This window comes from Flavobacterium sp. AK-345 (genome assembly GCF_058310175.1).
In genome coordinates, this window is the sequence record NZ_JBZEER010000001.1 from 314,156 (window position 1) to 339,431 (window position 25,276).

A 25,276-nucleotide genomic window follows, 5' to 3' on the forward strand; every position below is an offset into this window, starting at 1 on the left:
CGGGCGTTTTGTTGAGATCCAGAAACTATAACGCATCGACGTAACTATAACCCGGCCAGAATTTAAACGTACAGTTTTGGTACAAAACGCTATTGATTTCTTTATTCTGAAGTAATTCTGAAACCTGATTTTCGTCGTTACTGTTTACGGCAATCAAAAGTCGGCTGCCTTTAATTTGCGGTTCCAATTTTGAAGAATGTACCAACGCCTTTCCAATCATAAAATCTTTGGTAATACTGACCGAAGTATCTCTTTCGCCAATCGTCATCGCGCCAACACTCACAGCACCTCTGGGCAATAAATAGAAATTAGGATCGGGCAAAGTTTCATTTTGAAGAAAACACTGTCTGTAAATACTCGCAAGACAATTAATTAGCACCGAATAATTGGTCGAATAAACCAACAAACAATCAGATGAGATATTGCCTTTTAGTCTGTTATCATCGTTGATACTTTCAAAAGCAATATCATAAAACCGCAAAAGCAACTCCTCCGCTTTTTGATGGTCTTTTTCAATCATTTTGGTAAATCCGAGTAAATCTATGTAGGCTAAAATGGTTTCCATGAAGTTTTAGTTGAAACTGGTTTTTAGATGATTTCTATTATGGAAACTAATTTAGGTAAATAAACTTAAAAATAGATTTATAAATTGATATTAGAATAATGTAAAAAACAGAACAAATTGAAGAAATCTATTCTGTTTTTATAAATATTAAAATGGAATAACTTTTTATCCAGCCATATATTCTAGTGCTGAATTTTTAATTATTGTTATTCTTACATTTTGTATGTAAGGCATCCTTATGTCATCTAATTCACTGTCATAAATTTCACCTATATTATTAAACTTTGTTTTTAATCGTGTAATAATTTTACTTGAAATTTTTAAATTATCTATAGTATGACTTCTTAATATTTTATATAATGATTCTTCTTCTTTTGCCTCAATCTTATTTCCACATTTTGGGCAAAATTTATTTTTATCGTCAGTTGTTTTAAAATCACAATTTGAATTCGAACATTCTATATAAATGACCTCTGAAACAGTTTCAATTAGTTCTTTTATTGATGTTGATGACTCAGAATAGGACTGATTGTTTTCAATTGCTATAGATGTGTTTTTTAATTCGTTTATGTCTTTAATAATTAAATCAGTAAATAATAAACTTGGATTTAATGTCACATAATAAGAATATTTATGATGACCAACACTTTTTTTGCTGTAATCAATATTTATGATATTTGAATATGATAATACCGAAAAAACTTTTTCTAATTTATCATAAGCATCGGTGGTTATATAAAATCCTATTGATAATTTTGATCTGTTTTTTCTCTGTTTATCATTCCAAATTCTTAGGTTTGGAAGAATTGTTTGTTTAACAAATAGTTCAGCTTCTTCTATGTATTTTTCGTATTTAATTAGTCTATGTTTTAAAGTTTCAAATTCTTTCCATTTTATGTTAAAAACACTTCTTATGGAGTTAATTAAGATTTGAGATGATATTGAATTTCCTTTGAAAGCTTTGTTATTTTCTAATTCATCAATAATATGAAAAGCAAATCTTGGATTTCCATTACTGGATATACAAAGAGTCCTTAGTACATCTTGATTAGAACTTAATTTATTCCAATACTGAAGATCATATTCCTTTAATCTTTTTTTGATAATGTTTTCAATATACTTAATGTCTTCATCGTCTAATGGTGACCATTGAACTTTAAGTTCCTTAGCATCTTGGCCTCTTTCAAAGTATTTACCATAGTTTGTAATTCCTGGATAAACAGCTGCCTTACATGCGATTTTTGGATCTCTCAATGTCTTGAAGAAGGTGAAAAATTTCTCTTGTTGAGAATAAGAAAATACGTGAGCTGCTTCATCAAACAAAAAAACAATTCGTGATAAATTATAGTCTTTAATTAACTCTAGTAAGAAATCCTTAAAAGATTGTGGATTGTCTAATATTTTAGATAATTCTATTGATGGAGAATATTCTCTCAATAATGTATTATCTTCAATATCTCCTTTCTCTAAAACATTAATATAATCATTTAATAACTTTATATATTTTTCAAAATTATCACTTATTGGGATATTAAAAATTACAGAAAGTTTTTTGTTTAAAACATCAATGGATTTTGGTTTTATTTGTATTAACTTATTTAATGTTTCGTATAATATTTTCCCCATTGTCCATTGTAAAAATGGGTCAATGCTGCTGGAAACTATAGAAATCCGTTCAATCCTTATTGATTCTTCAAAGCTAACCCAAACAGGTAATATGGAGTTTTTACCAAATTCGTTCTGTGATTTTAGCATAGAAGCTTTCATAAGCATTGTTTTTCCAACACCACGACTGCCTTCTAACAGATATTGCTCTGTATCTAAAAGTCTAATTATTTTTGAATTATCTCTTTCAACAAAATATTTTGATATTAATTTATCATCTAAACTTTCTGTTCTATCTAATATATAATTTCCTAAAGAATCACTCATTTTTAAAAGTATTAGTTTTTTTTACAACATTTAAAATGTCCGCATTATTAAAATCATTAAATCGAAGAATATACATTGTAAATAGTGCTCCTAATGTATATTCTAACATATTTTTAAATTTTGAAAATTGGACTTGATTATATTCAATTTTTAAATTTTCAGTTCTTGTCAATGTTAAATATCTACCATGAACATTATCACAAAGCTTTGCATAAGTTTTATTTATGTAATTACTACAAGAATCATTTTCTTTTTCTTTTGTGTTTATTTCCGGATAAAAAGTTTTTATATAATTGGATTTAAAAAAATGATATTCATTTATAAGAGTTGATACATATTTATCAGCTTTGAAGTCAAAATCTTTGTATAATTTAAATTCAATTTTATGATCATGATAAAAAATAGTACTACATGAGATTTCTAAAATGTTTCTTAAGCCAGACGTTGCTAATCTGTAATGCCCCTGAAGTGATGTAGAAATAACTGAAATTACATCGGAAACAATTTCATTCATTAAGGGAGCTAACTCTGAATCTTTTTCTACAATTCTTTCTTGAATATAAATTGTAGAATTTATAAGATTTAAAATCTCTGTTAAATCATTCTGCTCTAAAGATTGTTTAAATATGAGGCTTTCAGCTTCTGATATTTTATTAAAAGCGGTTTTAGTAAAAGACATTTATTATTAATTTTTATTAATTCAATTCTAAATTAGTTTCATGCTATTACTTTTCAATTGATGTAAATCTATTTTGAAAATTAACAAATATTAGTTCACAAAATCTCCCATAATAGTACCCTTCAAAATCTTCAACATTTTCTTCTGTTCCTGAAAACTTTAATACTCTGGCCACTAAAATTGTATTATTTTCAATTGGTGTTAATCTTATAATACCTTTTTTACCCCATTGACCAGTATGTTTTAAATATTTAGTATTTGAATGGGTGTAGATTTTCCATGTTTCGAGTTCTTCATCTTCAATTAGTTTAATAATATCGTTTTTCAAGATATTTGAATTTGTTGTGTTAAATGATAATTTCATATGATTTTTTTTTTTTGAGATGTTATTATTGAACTTTAATAATCAAAGGTTAGTAATTAATAATTAACCACTTTACGGAAAACCATAATAGTACCAAAATTTGTCCACAACAAGAATACCAATAAATAATACCAACACACCAAGTATTTATACGGGTTTTATAAAAAACACCAAATAAAAAAAAAACAACTACCAAAAGTTGATGATTATTAAATAATCTTCTTAACCCCAGGAATAGCTACCAACAATCCCCCAAAAACAAAACTCCCCACAACTATCAACGGCGAAACTACCAGAAGCTTTACAGCAGGATCTACAGGCCAGTTTCTTACAGCCAGGGTGAATACAACAATGACTACCGGATGAAAAATATAAGTCGCAAAGCTGTAACGGGATAATTTGGCAAGCAATGGCGTTGATTGGTTCCATTTTGTTCTTCCTTTGATGAGAAGGACGGTTAAAATTGAAAGTCCGATCCATTGTTCCCAGACGGCGTATAGTAATTGTTGCCAGTGAAAACCTCCGGCGTACCATTCTACTGGCATTTTTACGGTAAGTCTGATGACAAAAAAGACAAGGAAAAAGGCCAAACACAACCATGAAGAAAGGGTAAGACGTTTTCTGGTTTTTTCTGAAAGCTGTTGGAACCAATTGTTTTTGGAAGCCAATAATCCGATGGTGAAAAAGGCGATGTATTGCGGGAAATGCCCTAATTGAAATCCGAGTGGTTTGAGAACCCAGCCTACGGGAAATACAATTCTAACGGCGAAACTTACAAGTCCTAATACTAGTGCAAATAAAAGTATGTTTCGTGATGTGGGAACGGGCAATGTGTTTTCGAAACTGATTTTGAAAACCGTTTTTGCGATTACATAAATGAAGGTAAAGACAAGCAAAGCCAATACAAACCACATTACGCCAACATCGATCCAGGTATCGTAACCGCTTAAATACTGCAAAAATGTAATATGGTGTCCTTTAGTAAAATAATACACGAGATAGCTTGTAAAAGGCGAAATAACAAGGGAATAAAATACTAACGGAATTCCTAATCGTATTAAACGATCTGTGATGAATTTGAAGGTGCCTTTTTTGGTAAAAGATGAATCTGTAAAATAGGCGGCAAGCATAAAGAAAAAGCCCATAAAAAAAGACTGGTTCACGCTAATAAACATTTTTACAGGAATAAGCACGCCAAAAATAGTAGTGGGTTCTGTATAATACCAGCCGTCTGAATTGCTGTACGCTATAAAAGTGTGGTGCAAAATAACCAAAATAGTCAATAGTATTTTGATGTTGCTGATGTAAACGAGCTGATTTGGCTCTTGTAAATCTTTAGATAAAGTTGCGTTTTGGGTTGTCATAACAGATTTGATTTAGTGTTTCTGAGGACAAACCTACAACAAGAAAATACGGTTGTAAGCGGCCTTGTTATCACTAACAAGCTTTTGTGACGAACGACAAGCTTAGGCTATCTGCAGGCTGCGGAGTTGGTTATAGCATTGATTGAAACTCTCAATCTGGTTTCGGGAAACGGGAACTTTTGCATCGGTATTGTGAAAAGATAAAAGATAACCCTGAGAATTTCCACTTACTTTTTCGATCTTAAACATATTGACTAAATAGGTTCTGTGGCATCTGAAAAAATGCGGATAATCGGCGATTTGTTTTTCGAATTGTGTGAGTGAAATTCGTTTGAGTTCTACGGTCGCTTCTTCGTTGTTTGATTTGGTGAGTTCGATATAATTTCCATCGGCTTTTACAAATAGCAAATCTTCTAAGTTTAAAGTAAAATCGTCTTGTTTGACTTGCGTATTGATGAAAAGGGTAGGAGATACTGCTGTTTTTTGTATTTTGATTTCAAGTGGAGTAAACTGAAGTATAAAAGGAGATCCTTTTTTTGACTTAAGATAAAAACCAGCCATTCTGAGGAAAAAATAAAAAAGGATTCCGGCAAGAAAACAGTTTCGTATTTCTTCATACAAATAGCGCCATGACCAGTTATTTGGATTATTATATATTAAATCGCGCATTAAAAAACTGGCAATTCCGGACAAAAGCAAAAAAATGCCAACGTGAATGTATTCTTTCAGCAATGTCCAGTTTTTGAGTTGGTTCCGTGTGATGTAATTGTATGTTCCGAAATATAAAAACAAGATTAATGCTGGTGAAAAAGCGTGAAAAAAACAAATCAAAAAGTAATTAAGCCTGAATTCAGGCTCATAAACGCCAAATGGTGCAAACAATAAAAGAAACACAAAAATCGCAGCAAATACAATCGCCGAGCTTTTCAGGAGATTTTCTGGCTGATATCGGGTTGGATATTCAATTTCGTTTAATAAATGCTCTTTATTGATGTAAAATGGCATGGAATATTTGGCTTTGTTTGGGATTAAAAGTACAAAAATAGTTGTTATGAAAACGGGTGTCATAGCCCTGATAGAAGTGGAAATCCTTTTATTTTTTTTCTTTAAAAAAATAAAAGATTGAAACGGATAGCAGGAAATAGCTCCTAAAATTTTTCCTCAACTTAATTGACATACTTAAAAAGCCTCCTAAAATCTCTCGATTTCAGAAGGCTTTTAAATACGGAATACTATTTACCTAAATTTATTCCTTTATTACTTTTTCGACTTTAATGCCGTTTTCAGTTGTAATTCTGATGAAATAAAGTCCGTTTGCTTTGTTTGAAATATCAAGTGTTGTATTGTTGTTGCTTTCTATTTTTGTTTGCAGGATTCTTCCCTGAACGTCAAATAATTCGATGAGTTTTATAGTGTTGTCGCTATTAATATTGATATTTCCTTTTGTAGGATTAGGATATAATGCCACACTTTTATCAACTTCGAGATCTTTGGTTCCTAAATTTTTAAAAACAGTTTCGGCTTTATTGGTTTCAATTGGCGCGTTATAATCAAAGAAAATATCGGCTTGTTTTTCAACCTTGTCATTGGTAATCAGATCGTCTAGTGTTTTAATTTTGAATAAAATATTGCCATGATTGTTAACAGGAGGATCTTTGGCTGTAAGTTTTGCTTTTTTAGCAGTACCTAAATTGATGTTGGTAAAAATAAATTCAGCAACATTGCCGTGAATGTTTATTTGAGACGGATGTGAAGTATCCAATAACTGAAGCGAATTAATGTCGTATTTAGTTGGATCGATCGTTACTTTTACCACTACATTCTCTGCAGGAGCCGTTCCTGTGTTCTCAAAATTGATTACATAATGTAAATACTCGCCAATGGTACTCGGAGAAACATTTTTTCCTTCAAGACATTCGATATCATTAGGATCATAAGAACCTATCACAACCTGATTGTAATTAAATGTATTATCTGCCGGATTAAGATCGCCTGCAATTGGGTTTATTGTCGCTGTAAAATTCAATACATCATCTATATTTACGGGAGGCGTTTGTACGGGTGTGTTTACATTCAGTCCAAAATAATTACTTCTGCTTTCAAATGGAAGTAAGTTGTTGTAATTCCAGCCCAATAATCCCGGACTTTGCACATTTGGAGCCAAAGTTGCCAAACCATAATCCATTAAGTTTTGATTGTAGTTAAAATTAAAACTTCCGCTTGCGGTTTGATTTCCTTTGTTTCGAATCACGATTTCATACCAGGCCATAAATCCGGGCCTTGCAGGTACAATTGGCACAATAACAATTTCGATATCGCTTTGAGATCCGTTTGCGGTAATACAAAAATCCTGAGTTGCAACATGATTGTTACTATCTGCAAAAGAAAGCAACGGATTAACCGGAGAAATACTGAAAAGTGTTGGGTTTTCAAGATGTGGTGTTAGTGAAAAATTTCCTGCACCGGTATAAAAAACATATTTTCCGCTGGCTTTGGTAAAGGTTTCATTTTGTGTCGTGCCGTCATGAAGTCCAACTTTCAAATTTGGCTGTTTGGCATCTGAGGCATCACAACCATTGTTGTCAAGGTCAAAAGCAATTGTTCCTGTAATTGTATTGTAATTTCCGCCCGGTGTAAATGAGCAATACGAGTTTACTTCTACATTTGATAAGCCTACAGTTAATAAATAGTTTTTTGTTGCAATAATATCTGCTTCGTCCTGACAAACAAAAGCCAGATTTGTATTGCCTAAAAATAAGGTTTCGGTTTTTCCGTTTTTGGCAAAAATCATTTTAAGATTTGGATTGCTGCTTGCAGATAAAGTCTGGAAATTTGTAAAACCAGAAAGATCAATGTTTTCTAAGGCACTTCCGTTTACGTTTAGGGTTATAATATTTGGTGAATCAGAGAAATCGATGGCTGTAATTGGTGTTTCAATACAAAAAACAGATGTTAAAGCACTGCAGCCCGAAAGGTTAAGAGAAGAAACAGCATTATAACTGCAATCCAGACTTTTTAAATTGGTTAAACCAGCAACATTTAACGATGTTAATGGTGCTTTTTCAAGCTGTTTTCCACTTATAGAAAGCGTTTCAAGCGCTGTACAGCCCTGAACATTTATTGATGTTAATGCGGTACTAATGTTACCAATATACTTTAGTGAACTGCAATTGGAAAAATCGGCAGTAACAAGATTCGTATCAACTAATGAAACATTATTTAATGCCGAACAACCCGAAAGATTTAGATTTGTGGTTGGGTTTTCGCTTAAATCCAGAATTTCTAAATTTGTATTTCCGGAAAGATTTAACGACGGAATTTGATTTGATTTTAAAAAGGCATTTTTCAAATTTGTTGTTCCTGTTAAGTTTAAATTCGAAATAGCATTTGTCGAAGCCTGAACCTGTACAAGGTTTGGCGATGTACTTAAATTAAGTGCCGTTAATTGATTGTTGTTACAATTTAAATTGGTTAATGCGGTACAACCCGTAAGTGATAATGTTGTTAAGGCATTATTTGACACATTTATATCTTTTAAAGCACTGCAACCTGAGAGATTTAACGAAGTAAGCGTATTATCCGGAAACAATATATATTCTAAACTTGAGCAGTTTGAAAAATCTGCGGTTGTTAATACTTTCGTTGAATTAAAGGCAGATTGCGGAAAATTAAGCAACGTACAGCCTGCTGCATTTATTGAAGAAAGATTGGTATTGTCTTCGATTAAAAAAGTAGTCAGTTTTGTTAAACCCGAAACGTTCATCGATGTTAACTGATTGTTTACAGCATTGAAATATTCTACATTCGGACAGCCTGTTATATCCAGAGCTGTCAAAACATTATCTGCCACATAAAAATCTTTTAAAAGAGGAAGATTGTTGACATTAAAAGTAGAAAAACCTGGATTTTGCTGTGCGAGAATAGTCGTTTGCAAAGGATTATTTGAAATATTTAAAGTTTCAAGTAACGGATTTTCCATAAAAGATGCGCCTGTTAAAGCATTCATTCCGGAAACGGTTGCTGTTACCAAAGTTGGACTTTTTACAAAAAGCGTTTTTAAATTCGGCATTCCGCTTAAGTTAATCGATGTCACGCTTATTTCTCTAAAACCTAATTCGGTCACATTTGTAAAACCTTCAATTCCCTGAATGTTGGTTACTTGCGGAGCATTGGCGCCTTCTATCCAAAGTTTGTCAATTAAAGCCGCTTCAGAAACTTCGATCTCATTATTAAAATTGGTGTCTATTCTCGTAACAGGAACACCGCCAGAAGATGCTGTAAAATTATTTGCACCGCCATTTACCAGCATGGCCTTAAATGTAGTATCTGTAAAAGTAAGAATCTGGGCATTTACCAGACCGGTAAAAAGCAAGATCATTAAGAGTAATTTTTTTCTCATAATTATTATGGTTTGAGTTGTTCGTTAGAAAATTTTGGGGATGATTTTTAAAGTGAATTGATTAATTCCTGCAGCTTTTCTTTTTTGCTCTGTGCAATCGGAATATTGGCATTATCCGCCATAATCACATAGCCGCCATCTGTTTTAATGTACGATTTGAGATACGATAAATTGATTAAATGCGATTGATGAATGCGTTCAAAACCGTGTTCTGCCAATAATTCTTCATATTCCTTAAGTGTTTTTGATATCAAAACAGGTTTGTGGTTTTTGATGAAGAATTGGGTGTAATTTATTTTAGCTTCGCATCGAATAATATCCGAAACCTCAAATAAATGAATTCCGTCACTTGTTGATAAGGCAATTCTCTTAAAATTGTCGACTTTTTTACGGATGTTTTCCAATAATAAATCAATGTTTTCAAACGAATTATTTTTTCCCACTGCTTCTTTTATTTTGGCCATTGTAAGCTGCAGTTCTTCGGGATCAACAGGTTTTAGAATAAAATCTAAAGCACTAAACTTAAAAGCTTTAAGGGCATATTGTTCGTGTGCGGTAATAAAAACAACATGCGATTTCAGTTTTCCGTTTGCTTTAGAAAGACGTTCCAGAATATCAAAACCGGTTCCGTCTGTTAAATGAATATCCAGAAAAATAACCTGCGGATTCAGTTTTTCTATTGCAGCGATTCCGGTTTTTACACTTTCGGCTTCGCCAACAATAAAAATATCATTTGTGTATCGTTCTAAAAGCGCTTTTAGTCCGGTTCGTAAATGCTTGTCATCGTCGATTAATAGTGCTGTTATCATGGTCGGTTATTTATACTTTTTGAAATTGAAAATTGAAATTGCCTTTTGATATTGAAATTGAAATTGCAATTGCTTTTTGATATTGATATTGTTTTTCGAATTAAGACATATACTGAATTGGCAGATATAAAGTAACTTTTGTACCTGTTTTTTGTTGTGCCGAATTGAGTTCGATAATCTCGATTTTAGCCGATTTGGAAGTGATCGATTCCATAATCTTCAATCGCTTTTTTGTAATTTCCAACGCCATAGACTGATGTGCTGTAACGGAGTTTTCTTTTAAAAGTTTGGATTCTGATAAACCAATTCCGTTATCTGTAATCGTGCAGATTAATTGTTCCTTTTGAACATCAAAATTCACACTGATTTTTCCTTTTCCTTCTTTAGGAACCATGCCGTGCAAAATTGCATTTTCTACAAAAGGCTGAATCAGTAAAGGCGGTAAACCCATATTAAACTCTACATTTTCTGTTGATTGAATTTCAAATTCAAACTTATCATGAAACCTGAGCTGTTCGAGTTCGAGATAATTCTGTAAACTTTCGATTTCCTTATCAATGGGAATCAATGAACCTTTTGAATATTCGAGCGTGAGACGCATTAATTTTGAAAATTTAGACAGATATTTTAAAGCAGAGTCAGTTCCGTTCTGAACAATAAAACTCGAAATAGAACTCAGACAATTAAAAACAAAATGCGGATTCATTTGTAAATGCAGTGCTTTCTGTTCGTATTCGGCTACTTCTTTTTTAAGTGTGAGCTGTCGTTTAACCTGCATTCTGTTATAAATTACAATACTTAAAACAATTAATAATAATATTGCCAGGATAGAAAAAATAACGAATTGCGTTTCTCTTTTATGTTTTTCAAAAAGTAAAGCTTCCTTTTTCTTAAACTCGTAATTCATTTCTGCACGAGCAAACTTCATGTTAATTTCCTGATTTTGAATGCTGTCACGTGAGCTTACGTAATTTTTGTAATGTGTTAGGGCTAATTTTGTTTCATTTAATGATTCATACAATTCGCTTAGCAGCTTTTCGGTATGATAAGTTTGGTCCTGAACGCCAATTTCTTTTGCATACATTAATGATTTAAGTGCGAAAGAAAGTGCTTCGTTGTATTTTTTCTGTTTTTGTAATAATAAACCAATATTGTAGAGAGCGAGAGAAGCGCCAAATTTATTCTGAATTTCCTCGTATAATGTTAGTGATTCCTGATAATAACCAAGTCCCACAGATAAATTATTTTGTTTGGAATAATAATCTCCCAAATAATTATTTAAAAGTGCAGATCCGCGTTTGTTATTGTTTTTTTCGAAACCTTTTTCTGCTTTTTGATAATATTCAATGGCATTTTTGTAGTTGCCCAATTCAAAATAAATTACACCAATATTAGTCAGCGTCATGGGCGCATTTTGCTCGCCAAGAGCGATTTGTATTTTTGAAGCTTCTTTGAGATAATGCAAAGCTTTAGGGTAAATTTGCTGTGATTTATAAAGGACTCCCATGTTGTTGAGCACTTTAGAAATGCTTTTTTCTTCCTTAATTTCCTGATATAATAACAAAGCCTGTTCGTAATTTTTCAACGATAATAGATAATTGCTTTGTTCTGAATATACTACACCAGAACTTGCATAAGCTCTTGCTAACCCTTTTTTATATTGTTTTTGATCAGAATTTTGGTTGAGACATTTTTGAAATTCGGTTTGTGCTTTTTTAAAATATTGCAGGGCAACAGGATAATTGCCCAGAATGATAGAGGCATTTCCTTTGTTGTTATAAGCAGTTGCAAGACCAAAATTATATCCTGTTTTAGTACTTAAAAAGGCTGCTTTTTGAGCATAAAATAAAGTGGAATCAGTATCAATTTCCTTATATAAATCAGCGATTGCATTATAATGATTAACTTTTGAGGTATCTATTTTGGTAACACGTAAAATGCGCTGCAAACTATCGATCTGACTATTTTGAGCATTTGTAATACCGCCAATAAAACTGAGCAATAAGAAAATGGTTAAACGTAATTTTAGATTCACCTGGTTTGGTTTTTTGGTTGTTGTGAGACAAATGTATAATTTGTTTTCAACTATCATAACACCAATTATTATTTACACCGTTTTGATTATTATTTGAATGTTTTGGGTTATTTGAATGTTTAAGGAAGATGAGAAATGTTTTAAAAACCTATAGAGTTTATAAATTTGGGTGTAAATTTTACTCAAAAGTGCTCTATGCCGAAGCCTCGGGATACGCAAGGTGCGCAAAGTTTATTTATTTCACGCAGATTTAAAAAGATTAAAGCAGATTGTACAGATTTAAGAAGATAATTTTAAAATTAATCTGCTCAAATCTGTAGAATCTGCGTGAAAAAAAATCATTTTAATCTTTTAATCTATGGCTTTACATATTATTTCAAAGTAGTTTTAATCACACTACAGCTTGCAAAATTGAATGTTTGGGGAAGATGAGAAATAATTTAAAACTTGTGAGAGTATAAAGTTGAGCTTAAATTTTATCACAAAGTGCGCTAAGGTTTGCGCAAAATCAGGCTAACTTATTTCTCGCGAAGTCGCAAAGTTTATTTATTTCACGCAGATTTAAAAAGATTAAAGCAGATTGTACAGATTCAAAAAGATAATTTAAAATTAAATCTGCTCAAATCTGTAGAATCTGCGTGAAAAAAAATCATTTAATCTTTTAATCTGTGGCTTTAGATATTATTATTGCTGTTCGATGATTTTAATGATTTGTTTGGGAATTTCTTCAAAACCTTCAATAGAATAGGGTTTAATGAGGTAACCTTTTATACCAAGTAAATCGCATTTTTCCTTATAAGCAGGATTTATACTTGTCGAATAAATAAAACACGGAATACTTTTTAATGTTTCGGTATTTAAAATTTGCTGTAGCGCTTCAATACCATCAATTATAGGCATATTGATATCGGTAAGAATAACGTCGGGAGTTTCGTTGGAAGTGTTTTTTAAATAATTTAAAAGTTCTTCGCCATTTGACACTAAGCTAACTTTATCAAAATCAGGATTTTTATTAAAGATTTCAGAGATTACATCGGCGTCATCTTCGTCATCTTCGGCAATAATAATATGTAGATTGTTCAATTTTGTCATTTTATATTGGAAAATAAAGATTAAATGTGGTGCCTTGATTGAGAGTACTTTCTACAGTTATATTCCCGGAGTGATTTTCCATGATTTTTTTGCAAATGGCAAGGCCAATACCATTTCCGGAATATTCATTCTTAGCATGTAAACGCTGAAATATTGTAAAAATTTTGAGCAGATGATTTTTTTCCATTCCAATGCCGTTATCCTTTATTTGAATTTTTACAAATTTATCATCAGATTCAAAATCCTCAATTTGAAAAATTTGTATAACAGGAGGAATATCTTCTTTACTGTATTTAATTGCGTTTGAGATTAAATTAGAAAAAAGTTGTCGCATTTGCACTTTTGAAGCTTGCAATACAGGCAGTTTTCCTATCTCAAAATTAGCTTTTTTATCATTAATAATAATTTCCAAATCCTCATTAACTTCAGCAATTATTTCAACCAGATTTACCTGTGTACGCTCTTCCTGTTTAGTATGTGAGGAATAATTTACCAAATCATCCACGAGAGAATTTAATCTTAAAGCAGATAATTTCATTACATTCAGATATTTAGTATCTGTTTCTGAAAGTTCTGCTTTGTTAATTCTTTCATTGTACATTACTATTTTTCTAAGCGGTTCTTTAAGGTCATGAGATATTACATGAATGAATTCTTCAAGATTTTTATTGATGCGGTTTAATTCGTTGATTTTTTCCTCAAGATCTTTTTGATGCTGTATTAAAGCATTTTCATGTTTTTTCTTTTCAGTTAAATCTGTTACTACAATACCAAGTCCCTGTACAGAAGGCTCAAGATCAGTAACTGATATGGAGGCAGGAAAAGTCTTTGTGCTATAATTGGTTTTAAATAAAATTTCATGCGTCGAAATACCGTATTTCAGTGCTTCAATAAGAGAAACTAAGTGGTCAGGATTATTAAAATATTCCTGTAAATAGTTACCAATTATTTTTTCTGAAGGCACGCCTACAAGTTCAGAAAAATAATCATTACAGTACAAGATCAAACCATTACGTGAAATACTCAAAGCACCCTGCCTGAATTTTTCAATTAAAAGCCTGAAAGTATAATCTGCAGTTTCAAGAGAATAAAGCTGCGGAATCCCGTTACTATTAACGACTAATGCATCAACATCTCCTACTTTTATGGCCTCAACAATACTATTAGACTCATGAAGTTCTTCTTTTAATGCTGCTATCTCTTTTAATAAAGATTCGATATGTTTGTTGTTATCACTCAAATTTATTCCCTTAAGTTTAGTATTTGTAATACTTTTTCCCTGTCTGACAAATCACCTAAAATGATTCTTCTTGGTGCAGGACCTATCTTAATCAATGTTGGTATGGCTACAATTTGATGTATTACGGCCTGTTCTGTATCCCGACTTATATCTATAATTTCCAGTTCGAAATTACCGGCGAGATATTTATCACATATTATTCGTAAATTTTCAATTGCATGCCCTGATTTTACAGACATACCCGAAACAAAAAGCATAAACTTATGTTTTTCCGGTTTTGTAACATCAGATGAGTTGCTCATTATAACACTTTTAAAGGTTTAATATTGAGCCCCACCAAAACTCTTTCTTCATTAGAAAGATCCCCAATTATTTTACGAATTGGTTCAGGAAATTTTCTGACCAACGTAGGAACGGCCAGGATTTGATCTCCTTCGGCCAACTGAGGACTTTTAAGTAAGTCTATAATTTCGATACTATATTTACCTGCCAAATATTCTTCGGCGTATTTCTTTATATTTTCGAGTGCTTTAATCGACTTTGGTGTCTGACCTGCGATATATAGCAACAATTGCCATTCGGCTACAGCTTCTTTTTTCATTTTATTGCTATTTTTTTTTAGGATTCAGTTTTTCCTGCAACTCTTCTGTTGCTTTTAAGATACTTAATTCTTCTTCTGCCGATTCAAATTCGTTTCGAAGCGCTTCAATATTAGCTTGAAGTACTTTGCGTTTACGCTCAATTTCTCTGTCTTTTCTGCTTATTTCGTTTTGCAGTTTAATATCTGAAATTGTTTTTTTGAACAAATGTGATTTTCTCGCTGATCCTGTAAGTATTCCCTGCGGGCCTAATTCTATATCAAGCAGTTCAATTCCTTTATTTGTAATGACAAATTCTCTAACCTGATTAGAATGTCCCATTCCTCTGGCTTTTACAATAAAAATTCCTCGGTTTCTTTCGCCAATTCCTTCCATATCGCGTACCGTAATCCAGGTATCAACTAAAGATGATACAGATTCTTCGGCAAGATCAGGTCTGAAATTGTCCGTTTGTTTGTTTAAAGAAGTAAAAAGTGCCGTAATATTATTTGCTTTTAGCATATCTATGAGCCTTACCAGCATCGAACGAACTTCCTGCTCGCTACCAACATTAATAAGATTACTTATAGGATCGATTACTATTGTAGTTGGTTTAAAATCTTTGATAAATTTTCGTAGTGTAAGCAAATGCAGCTCAAGACCATTTAAGGATGGGCGGGAAGAATGAATTTGCAGATTGCCTTTTTTGATATATTTTCCAAGATCAACACCTATAGATTTCATATTACGAACCAATTGCTGTGGTGATTCTTCAAAGGCAAAATAGATAACACGCTCGTTATTTTCACATTGTTTATTGGCAAAATAACATCCAACCGTTGTTTTTGCTGTACCTGCAGTTCCGGAAACCAATATATTACTTCCTCTGTAAAACCCACCACCCTGAAACATGTTGTCTAATCCGGGCACTCCCGTAGGAATTACATCCGAAGAAACTTCATTATTCAGTTTTAATGATGTGATAGGCAATACCGAAATTCCGTCCTCATCAATTAAAAAAGGATATTCATTGGTACCATGAGTCGATCCGCGGTATTTTACAATTCGCATTCTTCTGGTCGAAACCTGTTCGATAACACGATGGTCTAAAACGATAACACAATCCGAAACATATTCTTCCAGTCCCTGACGCGTAAGTGTTGCTTCTCCGCGTTCGCCTGTAATAATTGCCGTTACGCCTTTGGTTTTAAGCCAATGAAATAATCTTCGTAACTCAGCTCTAAGAATCGCCTGATTGTCAAGACCTGCAAATAAAGATTCAATCGTATCCAGCACCACTCGGGTTGCTTTTATCGAATCGATGGCATGTCCTAATCTTATAAATAAACCGTCGAGATCATATTCTCCCGCTTCTTCAATTTCCGATCTTTCAACTCTTACATAATCCACTACAAGCTTTTTATCTGCTTTTAGTTTTTCGAGGTCAAAACCAAGTGATTTGACATTTAATGTAAGATCATCCGAAGGCTCTTCAAAAGACATGAAAACTCCGGGTTCGTTATATTCTGTAATCCCTTTAATAAGGAATTGCATAGATAACAATGTTTTTCCGCAGCCCGCACCACCGCAGACTAAAGTTGGTCGTCCTTTAGGAAATCCACCATCTGTAATCTCATCCAGGCCGTCTATTCCTGAAGGAGTTTTTGGAAAAATAAAACTATGTGATTTTGTTTGTTTTTGCACGATATAAAATATTCTGTTTACTCAAATATACGTTTTCCTACAATATTTAACATTAACATTTATTAAAGATTTAACAGCTGTTTAAATAATTTTGAGGTCATTATTTAGAAAAAACTGCCTTATTTCACGAATAATAAATGATTAATGCAAATACTCTCGAATTACTATTGAAATTAAGAATTTTTTAAATCAAAAAAAAGAAAGCTGAAGAATATTTTTACTGATGATATTTTTTTCAGCTGTTGTTTTGGCTAAGCCAAGAGCAGTTTCAAAATGCTGATGCGCTTTTTTATTGTCAACATCGGTATATAAATTTCCGAGTAAAGAATAATAGAAGTGATTATCGGTTAAATTGAGTTTTTCGGCTTCAATAATGGCTTCTTTTTTACCATTTACTTTTGATAAGGCAAAAGTGCGATTTAAAGCCACAATTGGTGAATATTCTAAAATAATCAAATTATTGTACAATTCCAGAATATGCTGCCATTTTTCGGGAGAATCTTTTTTCTGTGTATGCCAATAGGCAATTCCGGCTTCGAGATGGTATTTAGAAAGTGTATTTCCGGTTGAAGATTTACTTAAAAAATACGTTCCTTTATCGATTAATTCATGATTCCAAAGTAATTCATCCTGATCCTGATACAAAATAATTTCTCCATTTTCTGAAGTTCGCGCTTCAAATCTTGAAGAATGAAAACACATCAAAGCCATTAAAGCATTCGTTGCAGGTAAGTTGGTACCTTCATTCTGAATCAATAAATAGGTGAGGCGCATCGCTTCGGCACAAAGATCTTTGCGTAAAGTAGTATTTTGTGACGTCGAATAATAACCTTCAGAATATAGCAGATAAATCGTTTTTAAGACCGTCTCAATTCGGTCGTTAATTTCTGCCGAATTGGGATGCTGAATTTTAATGTTTTCTTCTTTGAGTTTTTCCTTGGCACGATTGATTCTTTTGTAAATTACTTCTTTATTAGATAAAAAAGCGTCTGAGATTTCATTGATTCCAAAACCACATAATAAGTTTAGCGCCAATGCAATCTGAGCTTCGTTTGAATTACAGGGATTACAAACCGTAAAAATCATTGCCAATTGGCTATCGGCAATATTTTGTTCCGATAAGTCAATTTCCGTTTCCGGATTATTAAGCGGTGTGTTGTATTTTATTTCAGTTGCAATTTTCTTTTCAAAAACATCATTTCGTTTAAAATAATTTTTGGTTTTATTTTTCGCAACTGTATAAAGCCAGGCAGTCGGATTATCCGGAATTCCTTTTATTGCCCAGGTTTCGGCTGCAGCCAAAAATGTATCGCTCACAATATCCTCAGCAATCTCAATATGATGAATACCAAACAGATTACTAAGTACCGAAACTATTTTCTGATATTCTGTTCTGAATAAATTTGGTATGAGTTCTTTTTCCATCATAAATATAAAATTTCAAATTTTTTAAATTCCAAATTCCAACATAAACTGCGGTTATTGTAACCGTAAATCTTTGTCAAAGTTTAAAACTTTGACAAAGATGCCTAAACTCTTAAAAAAATTCCAGTCTTCTATATTGGAATTTGGAATTTAAAATTTGGAATTTAAAAATTTACCGCCATTCTAATCTCTACATTCCCGCCTAAATTCAAAATTGGGCAATTTTGTGCGATTTCGGCAGCTTCGTCATAATCTTTGGCTTTTACGGTAATCATTCCGCCAATAGATTCTTTGATTTCTACGTACGGACCGTTTGTTACGTTTTTGTTATTGGTTACAATTTTCCCTTGTCCGTCCCAGCGTTGTAGCGGTCTTGCCAGTTTATCTTGTGCGGCCAGACTTCCAAACCAATTTTGCCATTGCTGAAAATGCTGCTGCATTTCTTCCGGAGAAGGCTGTATTTCTTTAGTTGTAAAATCTCTTCTGAAAATTAATAAAAACTCGTTCATTGTTTTATGTTTTTAAATTAAAAATTTAGAATTAAAAATTAAAAATCTTTTTAATATTGAATATTTTTTCACGTAGATTTTAAAAGGATTTAAGCAGATTCACGCAGATAATTTTCAAAATTTAATCTGCTCAATCTGCCAAATCTGCGTGCAATAAAAATCTTTTCAATCCTTGAATCTGTGGCTAATATTTTTTACACAGATTTTAAAAAGATTTAAGCCATTCACGCAGATAATTATCCAATTTAAATCTGCTTAAATCTGCAGAATCTGCGTGAAATAAAAATTTTATCTGTGTTTAAATAATGTAGGCAAAAAGCTGTTTTTTTATTGAAGACATAAATTTACTCTTTTACTTCAAATAAAAAACAGCTTTATTTATTTATCCAAATTGCCCAACTCTGTAAGAACCTACATTGTTTGGAAAAGCAAGATTTAAACGGTTCCATGTATTGATGGTTGTAATAGCCAAAGTAAGATCGATCAATTCTTCATCAGAAAAGTGTGCTTTTGCATCATTATAAACATCATCAGATACATGACAAGCGGTTACGGCTTCTGCATAGGCAAGAGCGGCTCTTTCTTTATCTGTATAAAATGGAGTTTCTCTCCATGCACTCAAACCAAACAAACGTTGTGGGGTTTCGCCTGCCGCCAAAGCTTCTTTTGAATGCATATCCAGACAATAAGCACAACTATTGATTTGTGATACTCTAAAATCTACCAAATCTACAAGTGATTTTTCAAGACCTGATTTTTTTAAATAAACAGTAATTCCAAATAAAGGAGTTAATGCTTTTTGACCTTTTTCGAATAAATTAATTCTAGTTTCCATTGTGTATAATTTTAAATGTTATACCCTAATGACAACCGAGCTTTCAGAATTGGACAAATTTTCAGAAAAAAAATAAAAATATATTTCAAACGACATTTTTGATAGGAACAAAATACGGTTTTAATTCTAAAATAACCTGTGTTTACTAGTGTGTAAAGTGTATACTGTACCTTGATTTGTGTAAAATTTACACACAAGCTTTTATCGAGAAACCAGGTAAACAGCTCTATAACAGCGAAAAAGCATAATGGCATAAGGGTTGCTTACTGAGATAATGTGATTCTGTATACAATTTTAATAAAACAGGGCACAATTTAATTAAAAGCCATTTCAGATAAAAAATAAAGTAGACAAACATGGAAAGTGAAACAATTATCTCAAAACAATTTTATTCTTCAAGTGACACCAGTAATGTAGAACAAACTTTAAAAAGTTCCATTTTTCGCATTAATAACGACACTACCACTAAAAATATTGCACGAACATCAAACCCATTAAATTTATTTGTACTTGCGGGTACTTTTATCTTAATGTTTGCAGGTGCTTTTGCAGTTTATCTATTACAAGACGACTTTGATCAGTTTCAATTAGACAGAATCAATTCAACATGGGGTTATCCTTTTTTGATTGTAACCATATTATTGTTTTTCTTTCAAATAGGAGCTTTTCTTTACAACGTATATTTATTTTTCAAATACAAGCCAATCGAATCCGTTAGTGATGAATTGTTGCCAACAACTACCATAATTGTTCCTGCATACAACGAAGGAAAATTAGTTTGGGATACTTTATTAAGTTTAGCAAACAGCGATTATCCAGAAGAGAAAATGCAGTTATTAGCTATCGATGATGGTAGTAAAGATGATACATGGTATTGGATGCAGCAGGCAAAAATTAAATTGGGAGATCGTTTAACCATTTTCCAACAGCCTGAAAACAGAGGAAAACGTCACGCACTTCACCGTGGGTTTGAATTAGGAACAGGAGAAATTTTTGTAACTGTAGACAGCGATTCTATCGTAAAAACAGATACTTTACGAAATTTAGTGAGTCCGTTTGTTACAAATGAAAAATGTGGAGCAGTTGCAGGAAACGTTCAGGTTTTGAATAATAAAAAAGCGATTCTTCCTAAAATGTTAAACGTAAGTTTCGTAATGAGTTTTGAATTCATGCGTTCTGCAGAAAGTATGTTAGGATCTGTACTTTGTACTCCGGGTGCTGCAGCAGCTTATCGTAAAACGGCTGTTTTTGGATGTCTTGACGAATGGATCAACCAAACTTTTATGGGACAGCCTTCGGATATCGGTGAAGACCGCGCTATGACAAACATGATTTTAAAACAAGGTCACCACGTATTATTTCAGCGTAATGCTACGGTTTTAACAAATGTTCCCGAAGAATACACAGGTTTATACAAAATGTTCATTAGATGGGCAAGAAGTAATGTGCGTGAGAATATCATGATGTCGAAATTTGTTTTTACAGATTTTAGAAAAGGATCAAAATTCGGGTCAAGATTATTATTTGTAAGCCAATCAACAAAAATGTTAATGTCTTATCCATTTTTAGCCTTCATGTTCTTTTTTATTGCCATTCACCCGATATTGTTTTTAAGCTCTACATTACTAAGTATATTAATCGTATCTAGTTTCCCGGTGTTCTTTTATGCAAAAAGATATAATTTAAGAGAATCACTTTGGGCATATTCATATAGTCTTTTTTATACCTTCAGTTTATTCTGGATTACGCCATATGCAATTGCAACAGCAAATAAAAGAGGCTGGTTAACACGTGGTTTAACCGAACAAAAAATAAAATAAAAACTCTAAATAAAAACTGCATTAAAATTAGAATAGATTATTTGTTTGAAAGACTCCTGCTGATAAAGTAGGAGTTTTTTTATGGAGTTAAAGTATTACAATAGAATTATGAATTATTGAATAAAAAAAATAACCCAAGGTACGTAAAGCGGATAATTATATAGGAATGGATCTATAATTTTGCATCAAATCCTAACAAAAGGTTTCAAATACCCAATCTAAAAAAAATACCATGTCTGATTTTTTAAAACAATTTGGAGCAGATCTTCAAAAAAATGTACCAGGTTTTATTGCAGTCTCTGTAGCTGAAATTAAAAGCGGAATATCATATCACTCACAATCTGTAGTGGCTGATTTTGATCCTGAATTAGCATCTGCTTATAATCTTGAAGTAGTTAAAGCAAAGATGAATGCCATAAAAGCACTAAGTCTGGAAGGACAAACAATTGATAATGTAATGATCACCCTAACATCTCAAATTCATATTATTGATGTATCAGATAATGGAGATTATTTTATCTATCTGGCAGTAGATTCTACAAAGGCAAATTTAGGAATGACAAAATCTATTCTGAATAAATACAAAAAAGAAATTGAAGAAAAATTGTAATACTATTTTTTAGTATTGAAAAGGGAATATTTGTTGGTGTATTCCCTTTTTTTTGCCTAAAATTCAAATATTAATAATGCTGCTTTATTCGGATTGATTTATATTTAATGCGTAAAACATAAATTGTATAAATGGAGTTACGTAAGTTTTTTGAAAAATATCCGGATGAAGAAACCTGTATCGAAGAATTTAAAAACAAACGTCTAGAAAGCGGTTTGGATTGTAAAAAATGCGAACATAACCAACACACTTTTCGAAGAACTGATTTAAAATTTCAGTGCAAAAAATGTGGCACTCGAATAGGACTTCGTTCTGGAACCGTGATGGAAAATTCAAATTTACCATTTAGGCACTGGATGATTTGTATTGAATTGATGACACTTTCAAAACGAAAATTTTCGGCATTACAAATTCAATATTTATTAGGGCACAAACGCTATGAACCAATTTGGTTAATGGTTCAGAAAATTCATCTCGTCATGCGCTCAAGAGATAAAAAATACAGATTAAAAGCTTATGCTGATTTTGACAGCGAATTTTTGAAAGAAATAGAAAAAAACAGCATTCTTCAAAAAAGAAAGAACAGCGGTATTTAGTAAAAAACCAAAAAAAACTGTAAAATTTATTCTTTTAGTAAAATCAGGAATTATTTACAACTAAATGTTCTGTGGAGATATTTATTTCGCCCGTTAATAGTTGTATTAATAATTAAATTATTACATTTGGTAAGAGGCAATAAGCATAAAACGTTATTTATTGGCATCATGAATTTTTTATAAAGTAATGCTTAAGTAATACCACAAAATATTAGGAAAAAACATTAGAATGTTGTCTAATAAATTCCAAAAATTTAAAACCAATGGCATATAAAAAGTTTCTCCAAATCGATGACGATTTAGATGATTGCGAATTGTTTATGGAAGCACTTAATGCGGTTTCTCATTCCTCATACACAGGAATAAATGATCCTGTAGAAGCTTACCAAAAGCTTTTAATGATGGAAATAAAACCAGACGTAATTTTTCTTGATCTCAATATGCCTGTTATGTCCGGTTTAGAACTTTTGACCGAAATAAAAAAACAGGACGTACTACAGCAAATTCCAATTATTATTTTTTCGACTTCACAGCTTGAAGATATTAAACGAGAAGCAAAACAGCTTGGGGCACATGATTATATTTCGAAACCAAATAATTTTAACGACTTAAAACAAATTTTAAGAAAGTATGCTTACGAATCAAAGCATGCCTGAATTTTTAGTTTCTTCGAATTATATAATTTTACTCAAAACAGATAACTTAAAAAAACTAAGTACAGCTATCTGTTTTTTTTTACTATTTTTATTTACAGAAATAAGTCAAGAGTAATCTATGTATGTTTAATTTTCGAAAATGAAATTATCCACCCAAATCCTTTTAGCATTTACACTGATAATTTTGCTCTCTGTTGCAGACTCATATACCAATTATATGATGTCAAAAAAAGTGCAGTTAAACTCTCATTTTCTATCCAGGTCAGAAGAAATAATCCGTACTTCAAATAAAACCCATAAAGCAATTATCGAAATGCAAAGTGCCTTTAGAGGTTATTTGCTTACAGATGATCGTGTTTTTTTAGATTCTTATTTTAGAGGCCTTAAAATTGTACCGCTTTTAGTAAATGAGCAAAATTTGCGTATTGGTAATGATAACTCGCAGCGCGTTATTTTTGATTCGATTAATACGCTCCATAATAATTGGCTTCATTATTCTGAAAAACTCATTCAGGCCAGAAAACAAAATCCTAATTCTTTTAATAATTTCTTCGAAAATTCACTAAAAAAACACATCGGTAAAAATATCAACGATGAAATCTCCAAAAAGTTCACAAGATTCGACCGAATAGAATATAAAAGAAGAAAACATCATAGTGAAGAGTTACTTATTTCTCTCAGGCACACCCGAATTTTTTCTCTCATTTTCCTCACTTTGACTATTATAGTAGGGATTTCCAGCACGCTTTATATCATGGAAATTACGACCAAACGAATTTCTTCGATGGTTAGTCTCGCCGAAAATATTTCTAAAGGAAAATTCACAAGCATTCAAGATACCAGAAATGATGAATTAACGGCTTTGGCATCATCATTAAATAGTATGTCCGGGAAACTCGATAAAAATATCCACGAACTAAAAAACAGAAACGCCGAGCTTAATAAGTTTGCTTATGTCGTTTCTCACGATTTAAAAGCGCCTATACGTGGAATTCATAACGTAATAACCTGGATTGAAGAAGATTTGGATGGAGAACTTTCTCCCGAGTTAAAAAGATATTTAGCTATTATTCCGCAGAAAACCAGACGAATGGAAGCCCTAATTAATGGTTTGCTAGATTATGCACGACTAAATATTAAAGTTCCGCCCGAACATATTAATACCAACAATCTGGTGCATGAAATTGCAGATTCGATTGTGCCAAGAAACTTCAAATTAGAAATAACCCACTTGCCGGAATTATTTACAGAACGAATAAAACTCGAACAGGTTTTTGCCAATCTAATTAGTAATGCCGTAAAATATACCACCCGCGAAGATGCCGTAATTGAAATTAGCTGCAGAAAATATTCTCATTTTTATGAGTTTTCGGTAAAAGATAACGGGATTGGTATTGCAATAGAATACCATCAAAAAATATTTGAAATATTCCAGACACTTCGCGAACAAAACGAGCAGGAAAGCACAGGCGTGGGACTTGCAATTGTTAAAAAAATTATCGACGATCAACAAGAACATATTATTGTGATCTCTAAAGTTGGAGAAGGTACAGAATTTATTTTTACCTGGAGAAATAGTTAGAATTATGAAAAAGCCGACCATTTTATTAGTAGAAGATGATGAACTCGACATTATTAGTGTAGAAAGATCATTAAAAAAATTAGAAATTGAGTATGAACTTCATTCCGCTTACAACGGTATCGAAGCCTTAAAACTGTTGCGCGATCCGGACTTAAACCTGAATCCGCAAGTGATTCTTTTGGATATTAATATGCCCAGAATGAACGGAATAGAGTTTTTGAAAGTGCTTCGCGAAGATGAAAAACTGAAACATTTGAAAGTTTTTATAATGACCACTTCTTCTGAAGGAGAAGATCGGTTTGCGGCAGAAAAACTGGGGATTTCAGGCTATATCATAAAACCTCTAAATTATAATGACAATACCAAAAGATCAGATTCTATGGATGCTTTTGTACAATTTCATTTAAGGAAGATTTTGATTGAAAGCATGTGAGGAGTTCGATGTTAGGCGTTAGAAGAAAGAAGCAAGATTTTAGAAGCAA

At 32.2% G+C, this 25,276-nt stretch carries 22 protein-coding genes and 1 pseudogene; 6 read left to right on the forward strand and 17 right to left on the reverse strand.

Going from position 1 to position 25,276, the window contains the following annotated elements; all coding sequences use genetic code 11:
* Positions 1-25 precede the first annotated feature (25 nt).
* The 17 genes from AC4FQ3_RS01465 to AC4FQ3_RS01545 form a co-directional block, all read right to left on the reverse strand.
* Complete coding sequence (locus AC4FQ3_RS01465) at positions 26-565, reverse strand: hypothetical protein (protein ID WP_491180593.1); 540 nt, start codon at positions 563-565, stop codon at positions 26-28.
* A 165-nt stretch (positions 566-730) separates the two neighbouring features.
* Positions 731-2,497, reverse strand: coding sequence for a hypothetical protein (locus tag AC4FQ3_RS01470; protein WP_491180594.1), 1,767 nt, complete (start codon positions 2,495-2,497; stop codon positions 731-733).
* The gene (locus tag AC4FQ3_RS01475; RefSeq protein ID WP_491180595.1) at positions 2,490-3,176 is read right to left on the reverse strand and encodes a hypothetical protein; all 687 of its coding nucleotides are present in this window, start codon (positions 3,174-3,176) and stop codon (positions 2,490-2,492) included. Before AC4FQ3_RS01475 ends, AC4FQ3_RS01470 begins: the two co-directional genes overlap by 8 nt.
* A gap of 46 nt (positions 3,177-3,222) precedes the next feature.
* The gene (locus AC4FQ3_RS01480; RefSeq protein WP_491180596.1) at positions 3,223-3,540 is read right to left on the reverse strand and encodes a hypothetical protein; all 318 of its coding nucleotides are present in this window, start codon (positions 3,538-3,540) and stop codon (positions 3,223-3,225) included.
* 209 nt (positions 3,541-3,749) lie between these two features.
* Positions 3,750-4,904 carry an acyltransferase family protein gene (locus tag AC4FQ3_RS01485; protein WP_491180597.1) on the reverse strand — a complete coding sequence of 385 codons (1,155 nt, stop codon included), beginning with the start codon at positions 4,902-4,904 and terminating at the stop codon, positions 3,750-3,752.
* Positions 4,905-5,006: 102 nt separating this feature from the next.
* Entirely contained in the window at positions 5,007-5,972 is a 966-nt protein-coding gene (locus AC4FQ3_RS01490) for a LytR/AlgR family response regulator transcription factor (RefSeq protein ID WP_491180598.1), read from the reverse strand.
* A gap of 178 nt (positions 5,973-6,150) precedes the next feature.
* A complete protein-coding gene (locus AC4FQ3_RS01495) occupies positions 6,151-9,303 on the reverse strand; it encodes a T9SS type A sorting domain-containing protein (RefSeq protein ID WP_491180599.1) in 3,153 nt (1,050 codons plus the stop codon).
* A 47-nt stretch (positions 9,304-9,350) separates the two neighbouring features.
* Positions 9,351-10,112 carry a LytR/AlgR family response regulator transcription factor gene (locus AC4FQ3_RS01500; protein WP_042563725.1) on the reverse strand — a complete coding sequence of 254 codons (762 nt, stop codon included), beginning with the start codon at positions 10,110-10,112 and terminating at the stop codon, positions 9,351-9,353.
* Between the two features lie 100 nt (positions 10,113-10,212).
* The gene (locus tag AC4FQ3_RS01505) at positions 10,213-12,147 is read right to left on the reverse strand and encodes a tetratricopeptide repeat-containing sensor histidine kinase (RefSeq protein ID WP_491180600.1); all 1,935 of its coding nucleotides are present in this window, start codon (positions 12,145-12,147) and stop codon (positions 10,213-10,215) included.
* Positions 12,148-12,831: 684 nt separating this feature from the next.
* Positions 12,832-13,239, reverse strand: coding sequence for a response regulator (locus tag AC4FQ3_RS01510; protein ID WP_042563728.1), 408 nt, complete (start codon positions 13,237-13,239; stop codon positions 12,832-12,834).
* A 1-nt stretch (position 13,240) separates the two neighbouring features.
* On the reverse strand, positions 13,241-14,479 hold the full coding sequence (locus tag AC4FQ3_RS01515; protein WP_491180601.1) for a sensor histidine kinase: 1,239 nt from the start codon (positions 14,477-14,479) through the stop codon (positions 13,241-13,243).
* A gap of 2 nt (positions 14,480-14,481) precedes the next feature.
* Complete coding sequence (locus AC4FQ3_RS01520) at positions 14,482-14,781, reverse strand: circadian clock KaiB family protein (protein WP_463461282.1); 300 nt, start codon at positions 14,779-14,781, stop codon at positions 14,482-14,484.
* Positions 14,781-15,080, reverse strand: a complete 300-nt coding sequence (locus AC4FQ3_RS01525) for a circadian clock KaiB family protein (protein ID WP_318800110.1) — start codon at positions 15,078-15,080, stop codon at positions 14,781-14,783. Before AC4FQ3_RS01525 ends, AC4FQ3_RS01520 begins: the two co-directional genes overlap by 1 nt.
* Before the next feature lie 7 nt (positions 15,081-15,087).
* A complete protein-coding gene (gene kaiC / locus AC4FQ3_RS01530; RefSeq protein ID WP_073393944.1) occupies positions 15,088-16,761 on the reverse strand; it encodes a circadian clock protein KaiC in 1,674 nt (557 codons plus the stop codon).
* A gap of 189 nt (positions 16,762-16,950) precedes the next feature.
* Positions 16,951-18,189 (reverse strand): RNA polymerase sigma factor, encoded by a 1,239-nt coding sequence (locus tag AC4FQ3_RS01535; protein ID WP_491180602.1) that lies wholly within the window; start codon positions 18,187-18,189, stop codon positions 16,951-16,953.
* A gap of 161 nt (positions 18,190-18,350) precedes the next feature.
* Entirely contained in the window at positions 18,351-18,695 is a 345-nt protein-coding gene (locus AC4FQ3_RS01540) for a YciI family protein (RefSeq protein WP_491180603.1), read from the reverse strand.
* A gap of 382 nt (positions 18,696-19,077) precedes the next feature.
* Positions 19,078-19,530 (reverse strand): carboxymuconolactone decarboxylase family protein, encoded by a 453-nt coding sequence (locus tag AC4FQ3_RS01545; protein ID WP_491180604.1) that lies wholly within the window; start codon positions 19,528-19,530, stop codon positions 19,078-19,080.
* 356 nt (positions 19,531-19,886) lie between these two features.
* Here AC4FQ3_RS01545 and AC4FQ3_RS01550 point away from each other — a divergent pair, with 356 nt between their 5' ends.
* The 6 genes and pseudogenes from AC4FQ3_RS01550 to AC4FQ3_RS01575 all read left to right on the forward strand — a co-directional run bounded on the left by AC4FQ3_RS01550 (position 19,887) and on the right by AC4FQ3_RS01575 (position 25,227).
* Entirely contained in the window at positions 19,887-21,350 is a 1,464-nt protein-coding gene (locus AC4FQ3_RS01550) for a glycosyltransferase family 2 protein (RefSeq protein ID WP_491180605.1), read from the forward strand.
* Positions 21,351-21,582: 232 nt separating this feature from the next.
* Complete coding sequence (locus AC4FQ3_RS01555; protein ID WP_042563737.1) at positions 21,583-21,960, forward strand: hypothetical protein; 378 nt, start codon at positions 21,583-21,585, stop codon at positions 21,958-21,960.
* 131 nt (positions 21,961-22,091) lie between these two features.
* Positions 22,092-22,473: pseudogene (locus AC4FQ3_RS01560) on the forward strand (IS1595 family transposase); the annotation flags it as partial.
* Between the two features lie 346 nt (positions 22,474-22,819).
* A complete protein-coding gene (locus tag AC4FQ3_RS01565; protein ID WP_073393951.1) occupies positions 22,820-23,212 on the forward strand; it encodes a response regulator in 393 nt (130 codons plus the stop codon).
* A 139-nt stretch (positions 23,213-23,351) separates the two neighbouring features.
* Positions 23,352-24,794 carry an ATP-binding protein gene (locus tag AC4FQ3_RS01570; RefSeq protein ID WP_491180606.1) on the forward strand — a complete coding sequence of 481 codons (1,443 nt, stop codon included), beginning with the start codon at positions 23,352-23,354 and terminating at the stop codon, positions 24,792-24,794.
* 4 nt (positions 24,795-24,798) lie between these two features.
* Entirely contained in the window at positions 24,799-25,227 is a 429-nt protein-coding gene (locus AC4FQ3_RS01575) for a response regulator (protein ID WP_491180607.1), read from the forward strand.
* The last annotated feature ends 49 nt before the right edge of the window (positions 25,228-25,276 follow it).

Bases quoted from the DNA above. Each gene is read 5' to 3' on its own strand.
- AC4FQ3_RS01465 (WP_491180593.1), bottom strand. From the start codon at position 565: ATGGAAACCATTTTAGCCTACATAGATTTACTCGGATTTACCAAAATG.
- AC4FQ3_RS01470 (WP_491180594.1), bottom strand. From the start codon at position 2,497: ATGAGTGATTCTTTAGGAAATTATATATTAGATAGAACAGAAAGTTTA.
- AC4FQ3_RS01475 (WP_491180595.1), bottom strand. From the start codon at position 3,176: ATGTCTTTTACTAAAACCGCTTTTAATAAAATATCAGAAGCTGAAAGC.
- AC4FQ3_RS01480 (WP_491180596.1), bottom strand. From the start codon at position 3,540: ATGAAATTATCATTTAACACAACAAATTCAAATATCTTGAAAAACGAT.
- AC4FQ3_RS01485 (WP_491180597.1), bottom strand. From the start codon at position 4,904: ATGACAACCCAAAACGCAACTTTATCTAAAGATTTACAAGAGCCAAAT.
- AC4FQ3_RS01490 (WP_491180598.1), bottom strand. From the start codon at position 5,972: ATGACACCCGTTTTCATAACAACTATTTTTGTACTTTTAATCCCAAAC.
- AC4FQ3_RS01495 (WP_491180599.1), bottom strand. From the start codon at position 9,303: ATGAGAAAAAAATTACTCTTAATGATCTTGCTTTTTACCGGTCTGGTA.
- AC4FQ3_RS01500 (WP_042563725.1), bottom strand. From the start codon at position 10,112: ATGATAACAGCACTATTAATCGACGATGACAAGCATTTACGAACCGGA.
- AC4FQ3_RS01510 (WP_042563728.1), bottom strand. From the start codon at position 13,239: ATGACAAAATTGAACAATCTACATATTATTATTGCCGAAGATGACGAA.
- AC4FQ3_RS01520 (WP_463461282.1), bottom strand. From the start codon at position 14,781: ATGAGCAACTCATCTGATGTTACAAAACCGGAAAAACATAAGTTTATG.
- AC4FQ3_RS01525 (WP_318800110.1), bottom strand. From the start codon at position 15,080: ATGAAAAAAGAAGCTGTAGCCGAATGGCAATTGTTGCTATATATCGCA.
- AC4FQ3_RS01535 (WP_491180602.1), bottom strand. From the start codon at position 18,189: ATGATGGAAAAAGAACTCATACCAAATTTATTCAGAACAGAATATCAG.
- AC4FQ3_RS01540 (WP_491180603.1), bottom strand. From the start codon at position 18,695: ATGAACGAGTTTTTATTAATTTTCAGAAGAGATTTTACAACTAAAGAA.
- AC4FQ3_RS01545 (WP_491180604.1), bottom strand. From the start codon at position 19,530: ATGGAAACTAGAATTAATTTATTCGAAAAAGGTCAAAAAGCATTAACT.
- AC4FQ3_RS01550 (WP_491180605.1), top strand. From the start codon at position 19,887: ATGGAAAGTGAAACAATTATCTCAAAACAATTTTATTCTTCAAGTGAC.
- AC4FQ3_RS01555 (WP_042563737.1), top strand. From the start codon at position 21,583: ATGTCTGATTTTTTAAAACAATTTGGAGCAGATCTTCAAAAAAATGTA.
- AC4FQ3_RS01565 (WP_073393951.1), top strand. From the start codon at position 22,820: ATGGCATATAAAAAGTTTCTCCAAATCGATGACGATTTAGATGATTGC.
- AC4FQ3_RS01570 (WP_491180606.1), top strand. From the start codon at position 23,352: ATGAAATTATCCACCCAAATCCTTTTAGCATTTACACTGATAATTTTG.
- AC4FQ3_RS01575 (WP_491180607.1), top strand. From the start codon at position 24,799: ATGAAAAAGCCGACCATTTTATTAGTAGAAGATGATGAACTCGACATT.